Below are 19286 nucleotides of genomic sequence, written 5' to 3' on the forward strand. Positions count from 1 at the left end.
TTAGTAAATAAGGTTGATTTAAAGGGATTTTCATAAGAAAAATATGTCCGCGTAGGGTGCACATTTGTTTTCGTGGGAATTACTTCCACGATGGTCAGATGTAAGGCCCGATGGTTGGATGCTGGAGGGATTCTCGTTGGCGAGCAAAACATTGGAGCATTTTTTACACGAAAATCTGGCTGATTTGAAAAGCAAAGGTCTGTACAACGTCATCGATCCTTTGCAAAGCGCAAACGGCCCTGTCATCACCATTGCGGGAAAAGAACTGGTTAACCTGTCTTCCAACAACTATTTGGGACTGGCAACAGACCAGCGCCTGATCGAAGCGGCGACTGCTGCTGCGCAAAAATACGGAGTTGGAGCAGGGGCGGTTCGCACCATCAATGGTACGCTTGATCTGCATGTCAAACTCGAAGAAAAACTCGCTGCCTTCAAGCATACAGAAGCAGCCATCGCTTATCAGTCCGGCTTTAACTGCAACATGGCAGCTATTTCTGCCGTGATGGACAAGGACGATGCGATTTTGTCAGACGAGCTGAACCATGCGTCGATTATCGACGGCTGCCGTCTGTCGCGCGCGCAAATCATTCGCGTTAACCACTCCGACATCGACGACCTTCGCGCCAAGGCGAGAGAAGCGAAAGAGTCCGGTAAATATAAAAAACTGATGGTCATCACCGATGGCGTCTTCTCGATGGATGGCGATATTGCCAAGCTGCCGGAAATCGTCGAGGTGGCCGAAGAATTTGACCTCATTACGTATGTAGATGATGCTCACGGTTCCGGCGTTCTCGGAAAAGGCGCTGGAACAGTCAAGCATTTTGGCTTGTCCGATAAAATTGACTTCCAGATCGGTACGCTCTCGAAAGCGATCGGGGTAGTCGGCGGTTATGTCGCTGGACGCCAGGAGCTGATTGACTGGCTCAAAGTACGCAGCAGACCGTTCCTGTTCTCCACTGCATTGACGCCAGCCGACGTGGCTGCAAGCATCGCCGCTATTGAAATTTTGCAAAGCAGCACAGAGCTTCACGACAAGCTGTGGGATAACGGCCACTATTTGAAAAAAGGCTTGAAAGAGCTTGGCTTCAACATCGGAGCGAGCGAAACACCGATCACGCCTTGCATCATTGGCGACGAACAACAGACACAGGAGTTCAGCAAACGTCTGTACGAAGCGGGCGTGTACGCCAAGGCGATCGTGTTCCCGACCGTGCCAAAAGGAACAGGCCGTGTACGCAACATGCCGACTGCCGCTCACACCAAGGAAATGCTGGATCGCGCCCTTGGCATCTATGAAAAAGTTGGGAAAGAAATGGGGATCCTGTCATGAAAAAGATATTAGTTACGGGAGCATTGGGGCAAATCGGTTCTGAGCTGATCATGAAGCTGCGTGAAGTTTACGGAGCCGATCAGGTTGTCGCGACAGATATCCGCAAAAAAGAAGCTGACCCTGTGGTGGATTCCGGGCCATTCGAGATTTTGGATGTAACGGACGGAAATCGCATGTTCGAGCTGGCGAAAACCCATCAGGTCGATACGATCATGCATTTGGCTGCACTGCTTTCGGCTACCGCTGAAGCGAAACCGCTGCTTGCCTGGAACCTGAACATGGGCGGACTGGTCAACGCGCTGGAAGCAGCTCGCGAGCTGAACTGCCAGTTTTTCACCCCTAGTTCCATCGGCGCATTCGGGCCGTCCACGCCAAAAGACAAAACGCCACAGGACACGATCCAACGCCCGACGACGATGTACGGGGTCAACAAAGTGTCCGGAGAGCTGCTGTGCGATTACTACTACCAAAAGTTCGGCGTCGATACGCGCGGCGTTCGTTTTCCGGGACTGATCTCCTACGTGGCGCCTCCAGGCGGGGGAACGACCGATTACGCGGTAGATATTTACTACAAAGCGATTCTCGACGGGGCTTACACTTCCTACATCGGCAAAGGCACGTACATGGACATGATGTACATGCCCGATGCTTTGAACGCGATCATCGCGTTGATGGAAGCAGACCCATCCAAGCTCATTCACCGCAACGCGTTCAACGTAACGGCGATGAGCATCGAGCCGGAAGATGTAGCGGCAGCGATCCGCAAGCACATCCCGACGTTTGCGCTCTCGTACGACGTAGACCCGGTGCGTCAGGCGATCGCCGACAGCTGGCCTAACTCGATTGACGCGACAGCAGCGATGAATGAGTGGGGCTTCAAAGCCGAATTTGATCTCGAAAAAATGACCGAAGACATGCTGACCAAACTGCGGGGAAAGCTGCTGCAGCAGGTTGGCTAAACGAATAGCATCAAAGAGGAAACCGTCGCTTTGCGTAACAGGCAAAGCGGCGGTTTTTTTATGGCATTGGCCGGAGCAGCGCGAATCAGGTTGCTTCGTCAAACGGATTGAGTTATAGTGGTCATATTTATTACAACTAAAAAGGGTGTTGTTATGGAGCTGCTACTGGACAAGTTTGAGGAAATCGGTTTTTCCAAAAATGAAGCAAAAGTATACGTGACTTTGCTGAAAGAACCGCTGCAAAACGGGTACGAAATCAGCAAAAAGAGCGGGGTTCCCAGGTCGATGGTGTACGCGGTTATTGCCAAGCTGGTGAGCAAGCAGGCTGTCATCGAACTGCGGACAGAGCCGCCAACGTATCGGCCTGTGCCGATCAAGGAACTGATGGCGAATCTGAAAAAACAGCATGTCGAGACGATTGACTATTTGGAGCAAGAGCTGCAAGCGATGGAAAAGCCCGTGGAGGTTCACGTGATCAGGCACATGGAGGAGCGGGCGAAAATTTTGTCCGCCATGCAAAGCTTGCTCACACAAGCAAAAGAGGAAGTGTGGCTGTCGGCGTGGGAAGAGGAGCTGGATGAATTGAAGGGGGCGGCCGAGGCGGCACAAGCGCAAGGAATCAGGCTGTTCTCCCTGTTGTTTGCCGATCAAAAAACGGCTTCTTTCGGCAACGCCTTCTATCACGAAGAAACTTCCGCGATCGAAAAACGGCGCATGGGCCAGCGACTGACCATCGTGATCCAGGACGACCGGCAGGTGTTGATCGCCAGCTTCCTCGATGGCCGCGTGCCGCAAGCGATTCAGACGACAGACCCGATGCTGATTTTGCTTGCCAAGGAGTACATTCGCCACGATATGACGCTGAAAGCAGTGAGTGCGAAATGGGGCGTTGGCAACTTGGCAGACTTTTGCCAAAGCGATGAACGGTTGGCGTATATCGTTCACAGCGCAAGAAAATAAGCAGCGATTTTTCACATCGAGACAGACAAAACAGACAGGCAGGAGAGGAAAGAACAGATGATCGAATTTCGTTATGTGACAGAAGAACACGAGGCAGAGCTGGAGAGCGTGAAGCAGCTTTTCCGCGAATACACCGAGTCGCTCGGGCTTGACCTGGGCTTTCAGGACTTCGAAGCAGAATGCGAATCGTTGCCTGGGAAGTATGCGGTTCCAGATGGGGTGCTGGTCCTCGCGCTGGCAGACGGAGAAGCAGCGGGCTGCATCGCCCTGCGCAAAAGCGAGGAACGGATTTGCGAGATGAAAAGACTGTATGTGCGCGACCGATATCGCGGGTTGAAAATCGGCAGGGCGCTCGTGCAAAAAGTGATTGAGGCAGCGGAACAGCTTCCGTACGATTTCATGCGGCTCGATACGCTGGCGACGATGACGAGCGCGCAGGCGTTGTATCGGGCGTTCGGGTTTTCCGAGACGACGCCTTACATCTACAACCCGCTGGAAGGCGCCATGTTCATGGAGCGAAAATTGCGTTAGTGCGCTAGGCTAGAGGTTGCGTACGATCGTGGGCACCCCCGCTCTCACAAAAATAAACCGCCTCCGCTGCACGTATCGTCAGCGGAGGCGGTTTTGCTGTTGTCCGTCAGGAAAGTTTGGCTCGCACCTGTTTCAGCTTGATCGCATTGGCGATGGCCGGCCACACATCGGTAGACTCGGAGCCTACATACCAGTAAGCCAGACCGCCGATTTGCCATTGCAGGCTTGCTTGAACCTTGAGGCCCAGCGAACGGCTTTCTTCCAGCCAAATCGAATGGGTCACCCCTTGTTTGCTGTACGCAGAGCGGTACTGTCCGAGGCTCGCATCCCATTTGGTGCTCGCTCTGTATTGCGAGAGCAGCTGATACGACTCGGGGATGCTGATATCGGTCGATTGCACGCCGCCTTTTGCCTGATACCAGTCTCTGGTGTAAAGCGGCAGACCGACGATCAATTTTTGCACCGGAATATCATCCAACAAATCTTCCGTCACTTTTTTCAACCACGGAAGCGAAGCGACGGAGCCGGCTTTCGGGCCACCCACCCAATGCTCCTCGTAAGCCATGACGATCAAATAGTCTGCGGCTTTTGCCAGTTTGGCAAAGTCGTAAGGTTCACTCCAATCGGTTTTGGTATCAGGTGGAATATCGACGGAGACGACAGCTCCTTTGGTTTGCAGCGCAGTTGACAGCTCCTGGATGAACAGCGTGAAGTTGTTGCGGTCAGCAGGTGAAAAGCCTTCAAAATCAACGTTGATGCCATCCAGCTCGTACTTGTCCACAAAGGCAGCGAGCTTTTGCACGATTGCCTTGCGCTTGTCCGCACTGGACAGCGCTGCATGTGTGGCGGCGGAATCAAAGCGATTTCCGAACAAAGGCCAGATCTGCTTGCCGTTTGCGTGTGCCCAGTGTACGAGGGCAGCGTCGGAAAAGTCGCTGAGCGTACCGTCTTTTTGCAGGAAGTACCAGCGTGGCGACAGCGTGTTGACACCGCTTTTCTTGACTTGGGCAATAAACTCGTCCGTGGTGGACTGGTATTGCCAGCCAAGCGAAACCAGCGGCGCTGACGTACCAGGTTTTTTGTTCAGCTCGGTCAAAATACGCTGCAAAATGACGGCTGTCTCTTCACGCGACAAGGCATCGTTCGGACGGAAGTTGCCTTCGTAGCCGACGAGCCACTTGTTCTGGAGCGCCTTGGCGACCGCAGCTTTTGCCCAGCTGGAGATGGAAGCGGCGTCGCTGACGGCTGGATTGGCTTGTGCCGGAACATTTTGCACGAGAGCCCGCACGAGAAAAGTCGCTGCTTCTTCGCGCGAGATCGTGCGTTTCGGCCCGAAGGCAGTAGCGCTGATCCCGCTTGAGATGCCTGCCGCAGCCGCTGCCTGCACCGAGCCGTACGCCCAGGAATTTTTCGCGACATCGGTGTAAGCGGGGATGTTGCTCGCAACAGGCTGGATGCCCAGCGTGCGTGTCAGCATCGCGACGAACTCGGCACGAGTGACCGGACGAGTCGGATGGAAATAGCCGTTTTCATCTCCTGCGATTACACCTGCCTCGTGCAAGGAGCGGATTTGCTCTTTGGCGTAGCTGTTGGCAATGTCCTTCAACGCTTTTGTGGAAGCGGTTGAGGCAGGGACGCCGACAGCCAGAGTCAGGCAGTATGTCAGAAATGCCAGAGAAACCAACCAAATATGTATGTTTTGTTTTTTCATCATACATCCAGTATAAGGAGACAAAACCAATCTTTCATTGGTCATTTATTGGTAAGAGAACAGCCGGGAACTCTTTTGCGGAAATTCCGATATGGTATGATAAGGATTGGAAAGAGAAGAGAGAGAAATGAAGAAGTGAGGCGGAAGAGAAATGGAAGACGTACTGATTATTGGCGGCGGGCCTTGCGGTCTGGCAGCAGCCATCGCTTGCAAAAAAGCCGGACTTGATCCGCTTATTATTGAAAAAGGGTCGCTTGTGCATTCCATTTATCGCTATCCGACGTACATGGTTTTTCACAGCACGCCGGACTTGCTGGAGATTGGCGGCATTCCTTTTGCCACAGCCAACGATAAACCGACCAGGCAAGAAGCGCTCAATTACTATCGGCTGGTAGCCTCCCGCGAGGACTTGCGCGTGCACGTATACGAAACCGTGACAGAAGCGAAGCGCGTGGGAGAAGGTTTTCACGTTACGACGACGGACCGTTTTTCCAAGACACATCACTACGAAGCGAAAAAGCTGGTCATCGCTACTGGCTACTTCGACAATCCGAATCGGTTGAACGTGCCGGGGGAAGACTTGCCGAAAGTTTCTTCTTTTTACAAGGAAGCGCACCCGTACGCCGGCTTGCAAGTGGCGATTGTGGGCGGCAACAACTCCGCTGTAGACGCCGCGATGGAACTGGAACGGGCAGGGGCGCATGTCACCGTCATCTGCCGCAGAACCGAGCTGTCAGACAAAGTCAAGGCGTGGACTCGTCCGGTGTTTGAAAGTCTCATAAAAAAAGGCCGCATCCAAATGTTTTTCGGAGCGACGGTTTCTGCTATCGAGGAACGGGCGATTCACGTCAATACGGCTGACGGTGAGATTACGCTTGCCAACGATCACGTTTTCGCGCTGATCGGCTATCGTCCCGACCGGACGTTCCTGCGGTCGCTCGGCGTGCAGACGGATGAGGAGACAGGCGTGCCAGCCCATGATCCCGAAACGATGGAAACGAACGTTCCGGGTCTGTACATAGCGGGCGTGATTGCGGCGGGCCACCACGCCAATGCCATTTTCATCGAAAACGGCAGATTTCACGGCGAAGGGATCGCCCGCCACATCGTCTCGCAAAACAACGCCTGACGAAAAATGTATTCGTGCTAGAACTGCCACTCCAGCTGTCTGCCGCCAATGAGGTGGTAGTGCAGGTGGAACACCGTTTGCTGTCCGTGTTTTCCGATGTTCGTCACGACGCGGAAGCCGGACTCGGTTACCTCCATGGTATCGGCTACCTTTTGCAAGGAGAGGTGCAGGTGGCCGATCAGCTCTTTGTCCTCCGGTTCAATCGCCATTACGGACTGGATATGTTTTTTCGGGATGACCAGCACGTGGACTGGCGCGACAGGGTTGATGTCATGAAAAGCGAGAACATGCTCGTCCTCGTACACTTTCTTGGAGGGAATGTCACCGTTGACGATTTTGCAAAAAAGGCAATCCATTTGTTTTTTCATCCTCTCTGAAATTTGAATAGTCACATGTCTAAAGCCTACTTCGTCACGGGAGTAGGCTTTACCTGTTGGAGAGGCGGAAGTTTTTGGGAGGGAAGCTTCCGACGCTTATGCTGCGATCTTGCTTGCGAAAAAACAAAACCCTCCACCCATTGCGGGAAGAGGGGAAATCTATTTATACATTCTTCTGAGGAGCGCATAGCATTTTTGCAGCAAAACTTTGCCAGGATGCCGGAAGCTGCTCCATGAGCGTGTCAACTTCCAGCGCGTCATGCGAAAAGTTTGCCCGATTCTTGCTGTGAATCGCCTGAGCTGTCCTTGCCTTCTCCAGTTCACATGGCTTCACCGCCGTTTTTGAAAAGTCATGACTAGCTGTTCTCTACAGCTTATGTAAGCGGGCAAGAAAAAGCATGTGCTTATGCGGTCATGCAAACGTTTCTTCCAAAAACGCGAGCACTTCTTTCCACGAATGCTCGGACGCCTGCGCATTGTTTTTCGGCGTTCCTCCGTTCTGTGCGATTCGCGTCGTAGGAATGTACGGAAACCGAATGCCATGACCCGTGTCGGCGTAGCGCAAATGCACGACCGGATGGGCAAACTGCTTGGCCTTCAGCCGTGCTACCATGCGCTCGCAATGTTCGGCAGCAGGCCACCAGTGATCGTCGTCAGCGGAAAGCAGCAAAATCGGGCCGTTGATCTGTTCCACAGGAATTTCGGCGTCCGCAAGCCACTCGCAGGCGCGCCACGCGTCTTTGTGAATTTGATCGATGCGTTGTCCGGCATCGAGCAGCTCGCGGAATTGGCGGGATTGCTCCTCTGTCCATGGAACGAATGGCAGAGGTTCGCCGCGAAACGACCAGGACGATTGCGGTGAAAATATCTCGGAATCGGCAAAAGCCCTGTCTGTCCCGATGTTGACGGTTGAGCTGGGGCTGGATGCGATGACGGCGTGGATACCCGGTTCGAGCGACGCGGTGACCAAAGCAAGCTCGGCGCCTTTGGAGCGGCCAAACACAGTTATTTTGTCAGGATGCACGGTTGGCTGCTGCTTGAGCCAATGCACGGCGCGCTGGACGTATTCAACCGGAATTTGCTGAATGTCCGTCGGCAAGTCGTCGCATTGAAAATAGGCGAGAGCAAGCGCCGGATAGCCGTGAGAGGCGAACAAGGCGGCAAATTGTGAACAGGAGCCGATCCCGCCCTCGCTGCCTCCCAGGACGAGCACGGCAGGCTTCGGCTCAGGGTGAGGCTTGCTGAAAAACAGACCGACCAGGCCGTCTTCCTTGACTTTTGTAATCGAGACGTCGCGGGAAACGAAAACGCGTTTGACAACAGCCTTGGCGACTGGTTTTTGATTGACTTCTGCCGTCAGGTGAATCTCGGTAGAGCGGGGAGTAAACTGGAAGTCATCGAGTGAATAGGCACTGTAAAAGCGCAGTGTTTGCACGTTCATCGACCAGAAAAGCCCCATCGGATCGATTCCTTCGTACGTTCCGAACAAGGGAGCCTGGGAGACGAGATCAACAGAGCCGTTCTCGTCCGCCTGAAAAATCGCATGGGAAGACGCTGTCAGTTCTCCTCCTGGCAATCCGTTCGTCAGGGTAGCGTTGAGCGTGATTAACTGATGCGGCTGAAAACCGCTTAGTGTAATATGGACAGGAACATCGAGCAAGGCCGTTGCTGGTGAAACATCGATCTGTGGATGCATCATACAGTCAACACTCCTCATCAACAATATGGGATTTTATGACACCGTAATTATAGTAGAATTCACAAATGCGCCACAGCAGCAAATGTGACGGAACGGTTAACTTGACTTCCAAATGAAGGTGTAACTATAATCATTACAACGAAAGGGTGACCGACATGAAAATCAGCAGCCGTTTTTCCATTGCGGTTCATATACTATCACTTCTCTCTATCGATGCAAACTCCCATCATACGTCCGAGTGGATCGCCGGAAGCGTGAATACGAATCCGGTCATTATCCGCCGGGTACTCGGCCAATTGAAAAAGGCGGGCCTGGTGAACGTCCGGGCCGGAGCAGGCGGCGCATCACTCGCCAAAGAGCTTGCGAGCATTACCTTGCTCGACATTTACCGGGCGGTTGAGGTCGTGGAAGAAGGCCAGCTTTTTCACATTCATGACCAGCCGAATCCAGCCTGTCCGGTGGGGGCGAACATCCAGTTCGTCCTGGAATTGATCCTGCTTCGTGCCGAGCATGCGATGGAAGCGATTTTGCAAAGCGTTACGATGCAGGAGCTAGTCTCGGATTTGCGGCAAAAGATTACGGAGCAGGCCAAGTAGAAAGTCTGCTAGTGCGACGGTGAACGGAAGGAATGCCCAGGTCGTTTCTGCGGTCGCGAGGATCGATAGAAAATCAGCAAGCCGCTTTGAAAAAACGGGACGGCAGGCGGCAAAGGACGGGATTAAGGGTAGAAATAGCCAACGGTAATAAGATATAATGAGAGTATTCAAAAAGCTGCAAAAAAACCCGACAACGGCGTCGGTTGCAGGTTTGACCGTATGATGAGCAGTTGGCACGTCCATTCTCTTAGCGGGAGGTGGAGTATTGCGTCAGCGTTACCGAATCATAATCATAGACGACGACCCCATCACGCGAATGGACCTGGTCGAGATGTTGCAGGAACAAGGCTACAACGTTGTGGCTGACGGGAAGAACGGCGAGGAAGCCGTTGCTCTGACGCAACTGTGGGACCCGCACCTCATCATCATGGATGTAAAAATGCCTGTTATGGATGGATTGACGGCAACAGGGATCATCAGAGGACAATCGGATGCATCCATCCTCCTGTTAACGGCATACAGTCACAAAGACGTGGTAGCAAAAGCGAAAACAAAAGGAGTTTGCGCGTTTTTGGTCAAGCCGGTCATGGAGGAGGAATTTCTCCCGGCGGTGGAAACGCTCCTTTTGGAAAAACAGCATACGCTTGAAAAGTGAATCGCAACAAAAGCAATGGCGCTTGAATGAAGACGGATGACCGTCTCCTTTTCCAGGCGTCTTTTTGACGTATATGGACGAAAGAAACAAGCGCAACGACGCGCTCGAAAAGCAGCAAGCATATCCCCGCCAGGCATATTTTGGGTAATATCATCCGCACGAACGCGGTTGCTCAATGATGAGCTGGTCTCACACGAATTTTTCCGGGGAGAAACGCGAAAGTATGCAGGATGGCCGTTTTCACTCAAAGAATGTCGGGCGGACAAAAAGTTCCACCAAAGAAAGCGAGTGAAGCGAGATGAAATTGGCATGCGTCATCCGTAAAGAACATTACCAGTTCACATCCGTTCGCGATGTATTGGCCAAAGCGAGCGAGGAGAAGTCAGGCGACCACATGAGCAAACTTGCTGCAAATTCCGCACTGGAGCGGATGGCAGCCAAAGTCGTACTGAGCGAGCTCCAACTCAAGGACATTTACGAAAATCCGGTGATTCCGTACGAAAAGGATGAGGTCACCCGGATTATTTACGACGATTTGAACTTGTCGATCTACGAGGAAATCAAAAACTGGACAGTGGGCGAGCTGCGCGAGTACGTTTTGTCCTTCTCGACGGGCATGCCGGAGCTTACCCGCATCAGTCGCGGTCTGACGAGCGAGATGATTGCTGCTACAGCCAAGCTGATGTCCAGCATTGACCTGGTGATGGCTTCGCAAAAAATGAAGCACCAGGCGTATTGCAACACGCTGATCGGCGAGCCGGGCAGACTGGCGTTCCGTTGTCAGCCCAACCACCCGATTGACGATCCGGAAGGCATTCTCGCCTCGATGAAAGAGGGCTTGTCTTACGGCTCCGGGGATGCTGTTATCGGAATCAACCCGAATAACGATTCCGTTGAAAGCGTTATCAAGCTGCTGAAAATGTCCCACGATTTTATGCAAAAATGGGAAATCCCGACGCAAAACTGCGTGCTCGCCCACATCACGACCCAGATGCAGGCGCTGCGCGGCGGCGCTCCTATCTCTTTGATGTTCCAGAGTCTGGCTGGCTCGCAGCGGGCGAATGACGCATTTGGCGTCTCCAAAGATTTGCTGGATGAAGCAATGGAATTGATGCTGCGCAAAGGTACGGCGTCGGGACCGAACGTGATGTATTTTGAAACCGGGCAAGGCTCGGAAGTGTCGCTGGACTCGCACGAAGGAGTGGACATGCAGACGCTGGAGGCGCGCACATACGGTTTTTGCCGTCACTGGAAGCCGTTCATGGTCAACAACGTCTCGGGCTTCATCGGGCCGGAAACGCTGTACGACGGCAGACAAATGATTCGCGCCGATCTGGAAGATTTGTTCATGGGCAAGCTGCACGGCCTGCCGATGGGAATTGCCCCTACCTATACCAACCACATGTACGCGGACCAAAACGACCAGGAGATCGCCGGAATGCTCACCACGCTTGGCGGGGCGAATTTTTACATGGGTGTGCCGGGCGGAGACGACGTCATGCTGAGCTATCAGGATACGAGCTATCACGACGATGCCAGCTACCGCGAGCTTTTGGGCTTGCGTCCGTTGCGCGAGTTTGAAAAATGGATGGAAAAAATGGGACTGATGGAAAACGGGCGGCTGACAGAGCGTGCGGGCGATCTATCGGTGTTCGACTAACGATTGGGGGAGGGCAAACACGATGAGACAGATCAACATGGATGACCTTGTCCAGCGGGTCATGGATGAGCTTTCCAAAAAGACGCAGGAAGTCATTCACTTCCCGGAGCAAAAAGTGCGCGGGGTAGACAATCCGAACAATGCGGAAGCGCTGGAGCGGGCGATGAACAGAACTCCGGCGCGGATCGGGATCGGCCGGACAGGCACGCGGATGAAGACAACCAGCTACTTGCAGTTCCGCATCGACCAGGCGGCAGCACATGACGCGGTGATGAAAGCAATCAGCCCGGAATGGCTTGCGCGTCTGCAACTTCCTGAGCTGCATTCCAGGGCGACGAGCATGCAGGAGTACCTGATGAACCTCGATTCGGGGCGGATGCTGTCCGATGAATCGGCGAAGTGGCTGGAACAGCATGGCGACAAAGGAAAAGACGTGCAGATCGTCATTTCCGACGGGCTTAGCACGTCTGCCTGCGAAGCGACCATTCCCGATTTGCTGCCCGCTCTGCAACAAGGCTTGGCGATGCGCAACATCAGCGTGGGCAAGCCGATCTTCATCAACAAAGGCCGCGTCTGGATTCAGGATCAGGTCGCCAAAATCGTCGGCTGCAAAGTCGTCATCTCCCTGATCGGGGAAAGACCGGGGCTGGCGACGGCAGAAAGTCTCAGCGCTTACATGATTTACAAACCGGATGCGAATACGGTAGAATCGGATCGTACGGTTATTTCTAATATTCACCGGGGCGGGACTCTGCCGATTGAAGCAGGAGCTTATCTTGCAGAGCTTTTGGAGGAAATTTTGAAGTATCAGGCGAGCGGCGTAAAATATATGCAGCTTCGCGCCAAAAACGGCTAGATTACTACTGGCGAATCCTCCGGTCTTGCACTAGAATACATAGAAGATAACCAATTTCTATGAGGAGTTGCTACGCATGACCGAGCCAAACCAAAACGAACTGGAAACGAAAGAAGAAAAACCGGGAAAAATCAGTCTCCAGGAAGCGATGAAACGCAAATTGGCGGAAAAGAAACAGGCACAGGCGCAAGCAAACAGTCCTGTGAACCAAAAAGCGAAAAACCAATCGATGAAAAGCCAGCTGACCAAGAAGCCAAACAATCAGCGCAGACGTATGGGTGTCTAGTTTTTCCTCCAAACGAAAGAACGAACAAAGGAGAATTTGCAGCAGGGCAATTTGCTGCGGGTTCTCCTTTTTAAATAGGCTCCTCTGGAAGCGAAAAAAGGTGGAACGAGATTTGAAAGTAGAACGATTGCTGGCGATCGTCATGATGCTCCTGAACAAAAGGCGAATGAGCGCTCGCGAGCTTGCCGACCATTTTGAAGTGTCGCTGCGCACCGTATACCGTGATTTGGAGACGATCAATGCGGCGGGCATCCCGATTGTTGCCTATCCGGGCACAAGCGGAGGCTACGAAATCATGGAAAACTTTACGATCGATCGGCAATACCTTTCGGCCGACGAGCTGGTTGCCGTGATTGCTGCTTTGAAAGGCGTGCATTCTTCCACAGACGACAAGCAAATCGGTCAACTGCTGGAAAAAATCAAGGCATTGCTCGCAACGGCTCCGTCTGCCTTTCAGGGCGGGGAGCATCCGGTGGTGTACGACTTCAATCCGTGGGGCAGCACTCCGGCCATCGAGCAAAAAGTGAGCAGCTTGCGCGAGGCGATCCTGTGCCGCAAGCGAGTCAAAATCGTCTATACGAAGATGCAGGGCGAGTCGAGCGAACGGGTCATCGAGCCAGTGAGGCTGATCATCAAAGGTTACGTCTGGTACGTGTACGCCTTTTGCCAAAGCAAGCAAGAGTTTCGGCTGTTTCGGCTGTCGCGCATCGCTGATCTGGCGCTTTTGCCGGAGGAGTTTGCCGCCCGTGATTGCCAGCTGGAAAAGCTGCAATGGGAAGAGCAGTGGAATTGCGGGGAACGAATCGCGCTGGTTCTGCAATTTGCCCCGCGCGCTCACGTCCGGGTAAGAGACATGTTTGATCCGCAATCGATCGAGACGGCTCCTGATGGGAAAATGACGGTTCGCACGACGATGACAGACGATGAATGGCTGGCAGGCATGCTGCTCAGCTACGGGGATAGTCTGAAGGTGCTGGAGCCAGCTCACATCCGGCAAAGAATCGCGGATAGCGCCAAAAAAATAGCGGCATTTTATGGGGATGAGCCGGAACGTTGACAAACAGTTGTCAAGGTAGGGCAGTTATACTGGACGATGTAAGCTACTTTTTCCGGACAGGAGCGTGCAACAATATGAACCCCAAAATCGTCAAACTGGGCCACATGCGTGTAGCAGGACTGCAAATACGGACAACCAATGAAGCGGAGTGCGGGCCAAACGCGAAAATTGGAGCGCTATGGAATCGCTATTACCAGGAAGGCTATCCGGCGAGTACGCCAGGACAAAAGGACTCTGCTGTCGTGCTTGGCGTCTACGCTGACTACGAGAGCGACGAGAACGGGGCTTACTCCCTGCTCGTCGGAAAAGAAGTCGAGGCAGAAGCGCCGTTGCCTGCTGAACTGACTGTGAAGGAGATTCCTGCTTCCACGTATGCCGTCTTTACGACAAGAGTCGGCCCGACGGTGGAAGTGATCACGGAAGCGTGGAAGCATATATGGGAATGGTCCCAGCAGCCGGGTGTAACACGGACGTTTGCCGCCGACTTTGAGCTGTACGATGGCGTGCGCTGCGCGGACATGAATCAGGCGCAGATCGATATTTACATCGGCATCGCCGACGAGTAGTTTTTTGCACATGGTTTCTTCGCTCAGTCGCTTCCCCCGTCGGAAGCGATTGTTTGTTTTTTTCCATGATTTCTTCACAAGTTTCGTATACGCTTATAGGAACAGCATGTGAGAGGAGTCTGTAAGCGTAGATGGATTGGTTGATGAATATAGAAGGCTTGGCCGAATGGATTCGCTCCTGGGGCGTGCTTGCGATCGTCGGCAGCATCGCGCTGAATATCGTGATTAGCGTGGCAGGCGTGCTGCCATCGATTTTTTTGTCCGGGGCAAATGCGGTTGTCTTCGGCCTGTACGGCGGTTTTTTCATCTCTTTGACTGGGGAGGTGCTGGGTGCGGGGATCGCCTTTTTCTTCTACCGCTATGTGATCAAAAAAGCTGACAAAAAACAGAAACTGGCGTCATTCCAATGGGTGTCGGCTATCAACGGTGCGACGAGAGGCAAGAAGACACTCGCTGTCGTTTTGTTGCGGCTCAATCCGCTGATCCCCTCGGGTGTGATCAATCTCGGCGCAGCCATGACGAATATGTCGTTCGCTGACTTTCTTCTGGCGACATTGCTCGGAAAAGTGCCTTCGATGGTGTTTGAGACGTTCGTCGGACACGATCTCATCTACTTTGGGGAAAACAAGCTGCGGCTTTTGCTTGCTCTCGTGGCGGGCGCCCTTGTCCTGCTGCTTTTCTGGCGGCGAAAACCAGCGCAATCCGAGCAAACCGGGCAATCTGAGCAGCCGTAAAAGAGAGGAAAGGAGGACAGGGCATGTCAACCATTTTGCTGGTCGATGACGAGACGCAAATCCTGGAAATTTTAACATCGTATTTGCAAAAAGACGGCTACCACGTGTTGACCGCGATGACAGGCGAAACCGCGATTCAGATCGCCGATTCGGCTGCGGTCGATTGCATCATTCTCGATTTGATGCTTCCCGATGTCAGCGGGGAAGAGGTTTGTCGGCGGATTCGCAAGCATTCCCGCGTCCCGATTTTGATGCTGACCGCAAAAAGTCAGGAGGCAGACCGGATTCATGGCTTGGAGATCGGTGCGGACGACTATTTGATCAAGCCGTTCAGTCCGCGCGAACTGGTTGCTCGTGTGCGTGCTGTCATGCGGCGAGCGGGCGATTATTCAGCCCTGAGCGATGAGTTTGCGGCAGGGCAGCTCATCATTTCCATTCGCGACAAAACGATTCGCAAAAACAACATCGCGCTGGACGTCACTCCGAACGAGTATCGCTTGCTCACGACGCTGGCTCGCCATCCTGGGCGTACGTGGAGCAGGGACGAGCTTGTGCGCGAGGTGCTTGGCTACGATTTTGAAGGGTACGATCGCACGATTGACACGCATGTGAAAAATTTGCGGCAAAAAATCGAGGACGACCCGAAGCAGCCTGTCTACATTAAAACGATATACGGGCTGGGCTATCGGTTTGACGTCCCGGTGAAGAAATGAGGTTCGGATGAAACGGATTTGGCTGAAGCTGGCACTCGCCTTCATGGCAGTAGGCGTGGGGGCCGTCCTGATCACGACGCTGCTTGCCGTCAAAGAGATGGACGATCATTTTTTGATGTACACGGATGAAGTAAAGAGCCGACAGAGCGAGGAGCTTGTCCAGGCAGCTTTGACAGCCTACCGGGACAGCAAAGGCTGGGACAGGCAAGCCTTTTGGCAGCTGGAAGCGATCTCCTCTGTGCTGGGCTTGCATCTCGTCCTGTACGATCCGCAGGGAAGCAAGCTGGGGGAATGGGGGCAAGTCACGGGTGCCGGAGCGGACTTCGACCGTGCGACCCAATCGATTACGCTGTACGATGACAAGCAGACAGTTGTGGGGCGCATCGGCATCAGCCACAAAGATCAAAATGCGTACAAGGCGCTGGAAGGACATTTCCAATGGGCTCATAAAAATACGGCGATTTGGACGACGGCAGTCCTGCTCGTGCTCGTTGTGCTGCTCTGTATCCCGCTGGCTCGCTCCATGGTCCGTCCGGTTGAGCAGGTGAGCGCGGCCGCGCAGCAAGTAGCGAAAGGGAACTTGCAGGTTCGCGTGCCTGCGCCTGAACAAAAAGACGAGATGGCTTCCCTCGTGCTGGCGTTCAACCATTTGGTGGCGAGTCTGAACGAGCAGGAAGAGCTGCGCAAAAGGCTTACTTCGGACATCGCCCACGAGCTGCGCACTCCGCTCAATACGCTGCTTGCGCAAACGGAAGGGATGATCGACGGAATTTGGGAAGCGAGCCCGAAGCATCTGGAGCGTACGCGCGCGGAAGTTTTGCGGTTGATTCGGCTGGTGAACGATTTGGATCAGGTGATTCAGGTAGAAGCGGGAGCGTTGCCGATCCGCCGCGAACCAGTCTTGCTGCGGGCCATCGTGGAGGAAGTCAGCGAAGCGATGCATGTCGCTTTTGCCCGTTCCGCGATTCAGTTTCAACTGGAAGGCGGACAGGACGCGTGGATTACGGGCGACAGGCAACGAATCGCGCAAGTCATCACCAACCTGTTGACGAACGCTTGCAAGCATACAGCGCCGAACGGCCGCATAGCCGTGACGATTGCAAAATCAGCGGATTCCGTCAGGCTGGACGTACGGGACAACGGCTCTGGAATCGCTCCGGCTGATCTGCCGCACGTCTTTGAACGGTTTTACCGGGGAGATCGCTCACGTGCGCGAGAGCGGGGAGGAGCCGGTCTGGGGCTGACGATTGCCAAAGGGATCATGGAGGCGCACGGCGGGACGATTACGGTGGAAAGCAGTCTCGGTGCAGGGACTGTGTTTACGCTGCTGTTTCCGGTGCGCTAGACGGTTGTAAGCACATGATCCTGTCGCCACGAATCTCGCGGCGCGATATAATGAGAGCATCCATAGACAACGAGAGAGAAAGAGGAGGGGAGCTGTTTGTTTGATCTGGCGACAATGAGCACGTTTTTGGCGGTCGTGATCGGCCTTTTTTTAATTCCCGGCCCTGCGGTGCTGCTGACGGCTACACGGACTGTTCAGGGCGGCCGTCGGGCGGGCATCATGGCGGGACTCGGGATCGCGACGGGCGATTTCATTCACACGATTTTTGCCGCGGTCGGTTTGTCGGCGATCTTGATGACATCGGCATGGGCGTTCAACATCGTGAAAATCGCCGGGGCTGTGTACCTCGTCTATTTGGGCATCAAGGCGATCATGGAAAAGCCGAGCGATCCGCAGCTGCCGAAAGTGTCGCCTTTGCCGCCGGGCAAGGCGTATATGCAAGCAATCGTGGCTGAGCTGCTGAACCCGAAGACAGCCCTGTTTTTCCTCGCGTTTTTGCCGCAGTTCGTCCATCCCGAGCGGGGAGCATCTGTGGTGCAGTTTTTGATCCTGGGACTGATTTTTGCGATTCTCGGATTTTTTTACACGACGCTGATCGCCCTGTCGGTTCGTCCGCTGGGGCACTTGGTCAAGCGCATCTCCTGGCTCGGCCGTTGGAGCGGAAAAATCATCGGCTCCGTCTACATTTTGCTTGGCTTGAAAGTAGCTCTGCAACAAAAGTGAGGTTGGCCGCAGCCGCATGTTCGCGGTCGCTAGAGCCATCACAGCTGCTGGCAAGGCAACTGCACAGTGCGACAGCATGAAAAAGCACGAAAAACTCCCTCCTGCTAACACCGGACAATCTCGCCGGACGAAAGCGGAAGGGAGTTTTTTGCGCTATTTGGCTGCAAGCTGCGGGTCGGAGGACTGCTGTGCCGCTTGCTTTCCGAGCTGGCCCGGCCTTTTCGTGCGAATGACGATAGCCGTAGCGAGCAAAGCGACCCCGTTGATGATGAACACGTAGCGGATCGGGATGATTCCGCCGAGCACGCCGCCCAGCACAGGGCCGAGCATGGTCGCCAGCTGGTTGACGGATTGGTTCAAACTGAACGCTCTGCCGCGGAACTCAGGGTCGGTCACCTTGACAATCATCGCGTTGATCGAAGGGTACACCGCGGCAAAAAACAAGCCGTACGCGAAGCGCAAAATCCCGAAGCCGGACAGACTGGTGAAGAAAAACTGCAACAGGTTGCCGACCGCGCCGCCAAGCAAGCCGATGAACAAAATTTTCGTGTAGCCGACTTTGCCGCCGAGCTTACCCCACTGCGGCGCAGCAATGACGGTAGCGATTCCGACCGCGGCGAAAATGATTCCGGCGCTGAGCGATGCTTCCTGCTGCGATGCGCCAAGCTGCAAGACGTACACCGTCAACAGCGGCTCCAGCAGCATGACGGAGATCGTCACCATCAGGCTAAGCCCGAGAATCGTCATCAGCGAGCGGTTGGCGATGGCCGAGCGCAAATCTTCCCGCACATTGGAACGGCTGCCTGAGCGGTTCATATTCGTCTCCTTGACGAGGAAGGTAGCGATGAGCGCCGCTACGAGCACCACGCAGCCGGAGAAGAGGAACGCTTCCGCATTGCCCCACGCATGGCTGACGACTCCGCCGACCAGCGGCCCGACAATCCCGCCTGTTGCGCCGGAGGTAGCCATGACGCCGAGCGCGTATCCGACGTTTTTTTCCGGAGTATTGGTGGCTACAAGGGCAATTGCTGCCGGAACATATCCAGCCAGAAGGCCCTGAAACACACGCAGTACCAGGAAAAGGTAAGGATCTGTAATAAAGTAAGTCAGGAAATACAGCAAAGCCAGGCTAAAACCGGAACGGATCAACATCGGTTTTCGCCCGTATTTGTCTGCCAGCGAGCCCCAGTACGGCGAGATCAGGGCGCTGGCCAAAAACGTAATGCCGAACGAGATACCAGACCAGGCTTCCAAATGCTCGTGAACACCCAAAGATGTATGGAGGAAGATGGGCAAGAATGGTATGGAGATCGAGTAGGCCGTGCTGCAAAAAAAGACGCCGACCCATAGTACAAACAAATTGCGCTTCCATGAAAATTCCATCTTTCTGTCACAACCT

Annotated in this window: 20 protein-coding genes; 16 read left to right on the forward strand and 4 right to left on the reverse strand. The window is 53.9% G+C overall.

All coding sequences use genetic code 11. The features are described 5' to 3' along the window. Positions 1-136: 136 nt before the first annotated feature. The 4 genes from NST23_RS13040 (at position 137) to NST23_RS13055 (ending at position 3780) form a co-directional block, all read left to right on the forward strand. Positions 137-1330 carry a glycine C-acetyltransferase gene (locus tag NST23_RS13040; protein ID WP_173595882.1) on the forward strand — a complete coding sequence of 398 codons (1194 nt, stop codon included), beginning with the start codon at positions 137-139 and terminating at the stop codon, positions 1328-1330. Continuing rightward, the gene (locus NST23_RS13045) at positions 1327-2289 is read left to right on the forward strand and encodes an L-threonine 3-dehydrogenase (protein ID WP_340963796.1); all 963 of its coding nucleotides are present in this window, start codon (positions 1327-1329) and stop codon (positions 2287-2289) included. The genes NST23_RS13040 and NST23_RS13045 overlap by 4 nt, the downstream gene beginning before the upstream one ends. 153 nt (positions 2290-2442) lie before the next feature. Beyond that, a complete protein-coding gene (locus NST23_RS13050) occupies positions 2443-3249 on the forward strand; it encodes a TrmB family transcriptional regulator (protein ID WP_340963797.1) in 807 nt (268 codons plus the stop codon). A gap of 57 nt (positions 3250-3306) precedes the next feature. Further along, positions 3307-3780 carry a GNAT family N-acetyltransferase gene (locus NST23_RS13055; protein ID WP_340963798.1) on the forward strand — a complete coding sequence of 158 codons (474 nt, stop codon included), beginning with the start codon at positions 3307-3309 and terminating at the stop codon, positions 3778-3780. Between the two features lie 106 nt (positions 3781-3886). Here the strand turns inward: NST23_RS13055 and NST23_RS13060 are convergent, their stop codons facing one another. After that, complete coding sequence (locus tag NST23_RS13060) at positions 3887-5491, reverse strand: S-layer homology domain-containing protein (RefSeq protein ID WP_340963800.1); 1605 nt, start codon at positions 5489-5491, stop codon at positions 3887-3889. Positions 5492-5642: 151 nt separating this feature from the next. Between NST23_RS13060 and NST23_RS13065 the strand changes: the two genes are divergently transcribed. Beyond that, positions 5643-6620 carry a YpdA family putative bacillithiol disulfide reductase gene (locus tag NST23_RS13065; protein ID WP_122963427.1) on the forward strand — a complete coding sequence of 326 codons (978 nt, stop codon included), beginning with the start codon at positions 5643-5645 and terminating at the stop codon, positions 6618-6620. A gap of 17 nt (positions 6621-6637) precedes the next feature. Here NST23_RS13065 and NST23_RS13070 read toward each other — a convergent pair whose 3' ends face one another. Beyond that, the gene (locus tag NST23_RS13070; protein ID WP_242771620.1) at positions 6638-6976 is read right to left on the reverse strand and encodes a histidine triad nucleotide-binding protein; all 339 of its coding nucleotides are present in this window, start codon (positions 6974-6976) and stop codon (positions 6638-6640) included. 433 nt (positions 6977-7409) lie between these two features. Then, a complete protein-coding gene (locus NST23_RS13075) occupies positions 7410-8696 on the reverse strand; it encodes an acyl-CoA thioesterase/bile acid-CoA:amino acid N-acyltransferase family protein (RefSeq protein ID WP_122963425.1) in 1287 nt (428 codons plus the stop codon). 155 nt (positions 8697-8851) lie between these two features. Here NST23_RS13075 and NST23_RS13080 point away from each other — a divergent pair, with 155 nt between their 5' ends. From NST23_RS13080 to NST23_RS13130, 11 genes are all read left to right on the forward strand, one after another. Beyond that, complete coding sequence (locus tag NST23_RS13080) at positions 8852-9292, forward strand: Rrf2 family transcriptional regulator (RefSeq protein ID WP_122963424.1); 441 nt, start codon at positions 8852-8854, stop codon at positions 9290-9292. 265 nt (positions 9293-9557) lie between these two features. Further along, entirely contained in the window at positions 9558-9947 is a 390-nt protein-coding gene (locus tag NST23_RS13085; RefSeq protein ID WP_122963423.1) for a response regulator, read from the forward strand. Positions 9948-10245: 298 nt separating this feature from the next. Beyond that, positions 10246-11607, forward strand: coding sequence for an ethanolamine ammonia-lyase subunit EutB (locus NST23_RS13090; protein WP_122963422.1), 1362 nt, complete (start codon positions 10246-10248; stop codon positions 11605-11607). 22 nt (positions 11608-11629) lie between these two features. Further along, entirely contained in the window at positions 11630-12463 is an 834-nt protein-coding gene (eutC, locus tag NST23_RS13095; protein WP_122963421.1) for an ethanolamine ammonia-lyase subunit EutC, read from the forward strand. Positions 12464-12539: 76 nt separating this feature from the next. Further along, the gene (locus NST23_RS13100; protein WP_122963420.1) at positions 12540-12749 is read left to right on the forward strand and encodes a hypothetical protein; all 210 of its coding nucleotides are present in this window, start codon (positions 12540-12542) and stop codon (positions 12747-12749) included. A gap of 112 nt (positions 12750-12861) precedes the next feature. Beyond that, positions 12862-13806, forward strand: a complete 945-nt coding sequence (locus NST23_RS13105) for a helix-turn-helix transcriptional regulator (protein WP_122963419.1) — start codon at positions 12862-12864, stop codon at positions 13804-13806. 74 nt (positions 13807-13880) lie between these two features. Beyond that, a complete protein-coding gene (locus tag NST23_RS13110) occupies positions 13881-14372 on the forward strand; it encodes a GyrI-like domain-containing protein (RefSeq protein ID WP_173595886.1) in 492 nt (163 codons plus the stop codon). Positions 14373-14503: 131 nt separating this feature from the next. After that, positions 14504-15106, forward strand: a complete 603-nt coding sequence (locus NST23_RS13115; protein WP_122963417.1) for a TVP38/TMEM64 family protein — start codon at positions 14504-14506, stop codon at positions 15104-15106. 23 nt (positions 15107-15129) lie between these two features. Continuing rightward, a complete protein-coding gene (locus tag NST23_RS13120) occupies positions 15130-15819 on the forward strand; it encodes a response regulator transcription factor (protein WP_122963416.1) in 690 nt (229 codons plus the stop codon). A 7-nt stretch (positions 15820-15826) separates the two neighbouring features. Next, positions 15827-17164, forward strand: coding sequence for a HAMP domain-containing sensor histidine kinase (locus NST23_RS13125; RefSeq protein WP_340963803.1), 1338 nt, complete (start codon positions 15827-15829; stop codon positions 17162-17164). Positions 17165-17260: 96 nt separating this feature from the next. Continuing rightward, positions 17261-17887 (forward strand): LysE family translocator, encoded by a 627-nt coding sequence (locus tag NST23_RS13130; RefSeq protein ID WP_122963414.1) that lies wholly within the window; start codon positions 17261-17263, stop codon positions 17885-17887. A gap of 153 nt (positions 17888-18040) precedes the next feature. On the opposite strand, the gene NST23_RS13135 is transcribed toward NST23_RS13130, so the two are convergent. Beyond that, complete coding sequence (locus NST23_RS13135) at positions 18041-19270, reverse strand: MFS transporter (RefSeq protein WP_173595888.1); 1230 nt, start codon at positions 19268-19270, stop codon at positions 18041-18043. Positions 19271-19286: the final 16 nt, after the last annotated feature.

This window comes from Brevibacillus sp. FSL K6-0770, from assembly GCF_038000275.1.
Classification (GTDB): domain Bacteria; phylum Bacillota; class Bacilli; order Brevibacillales; family Brevibacillaceae; genus Brevibacillus; species Brevibacillus parabrevis.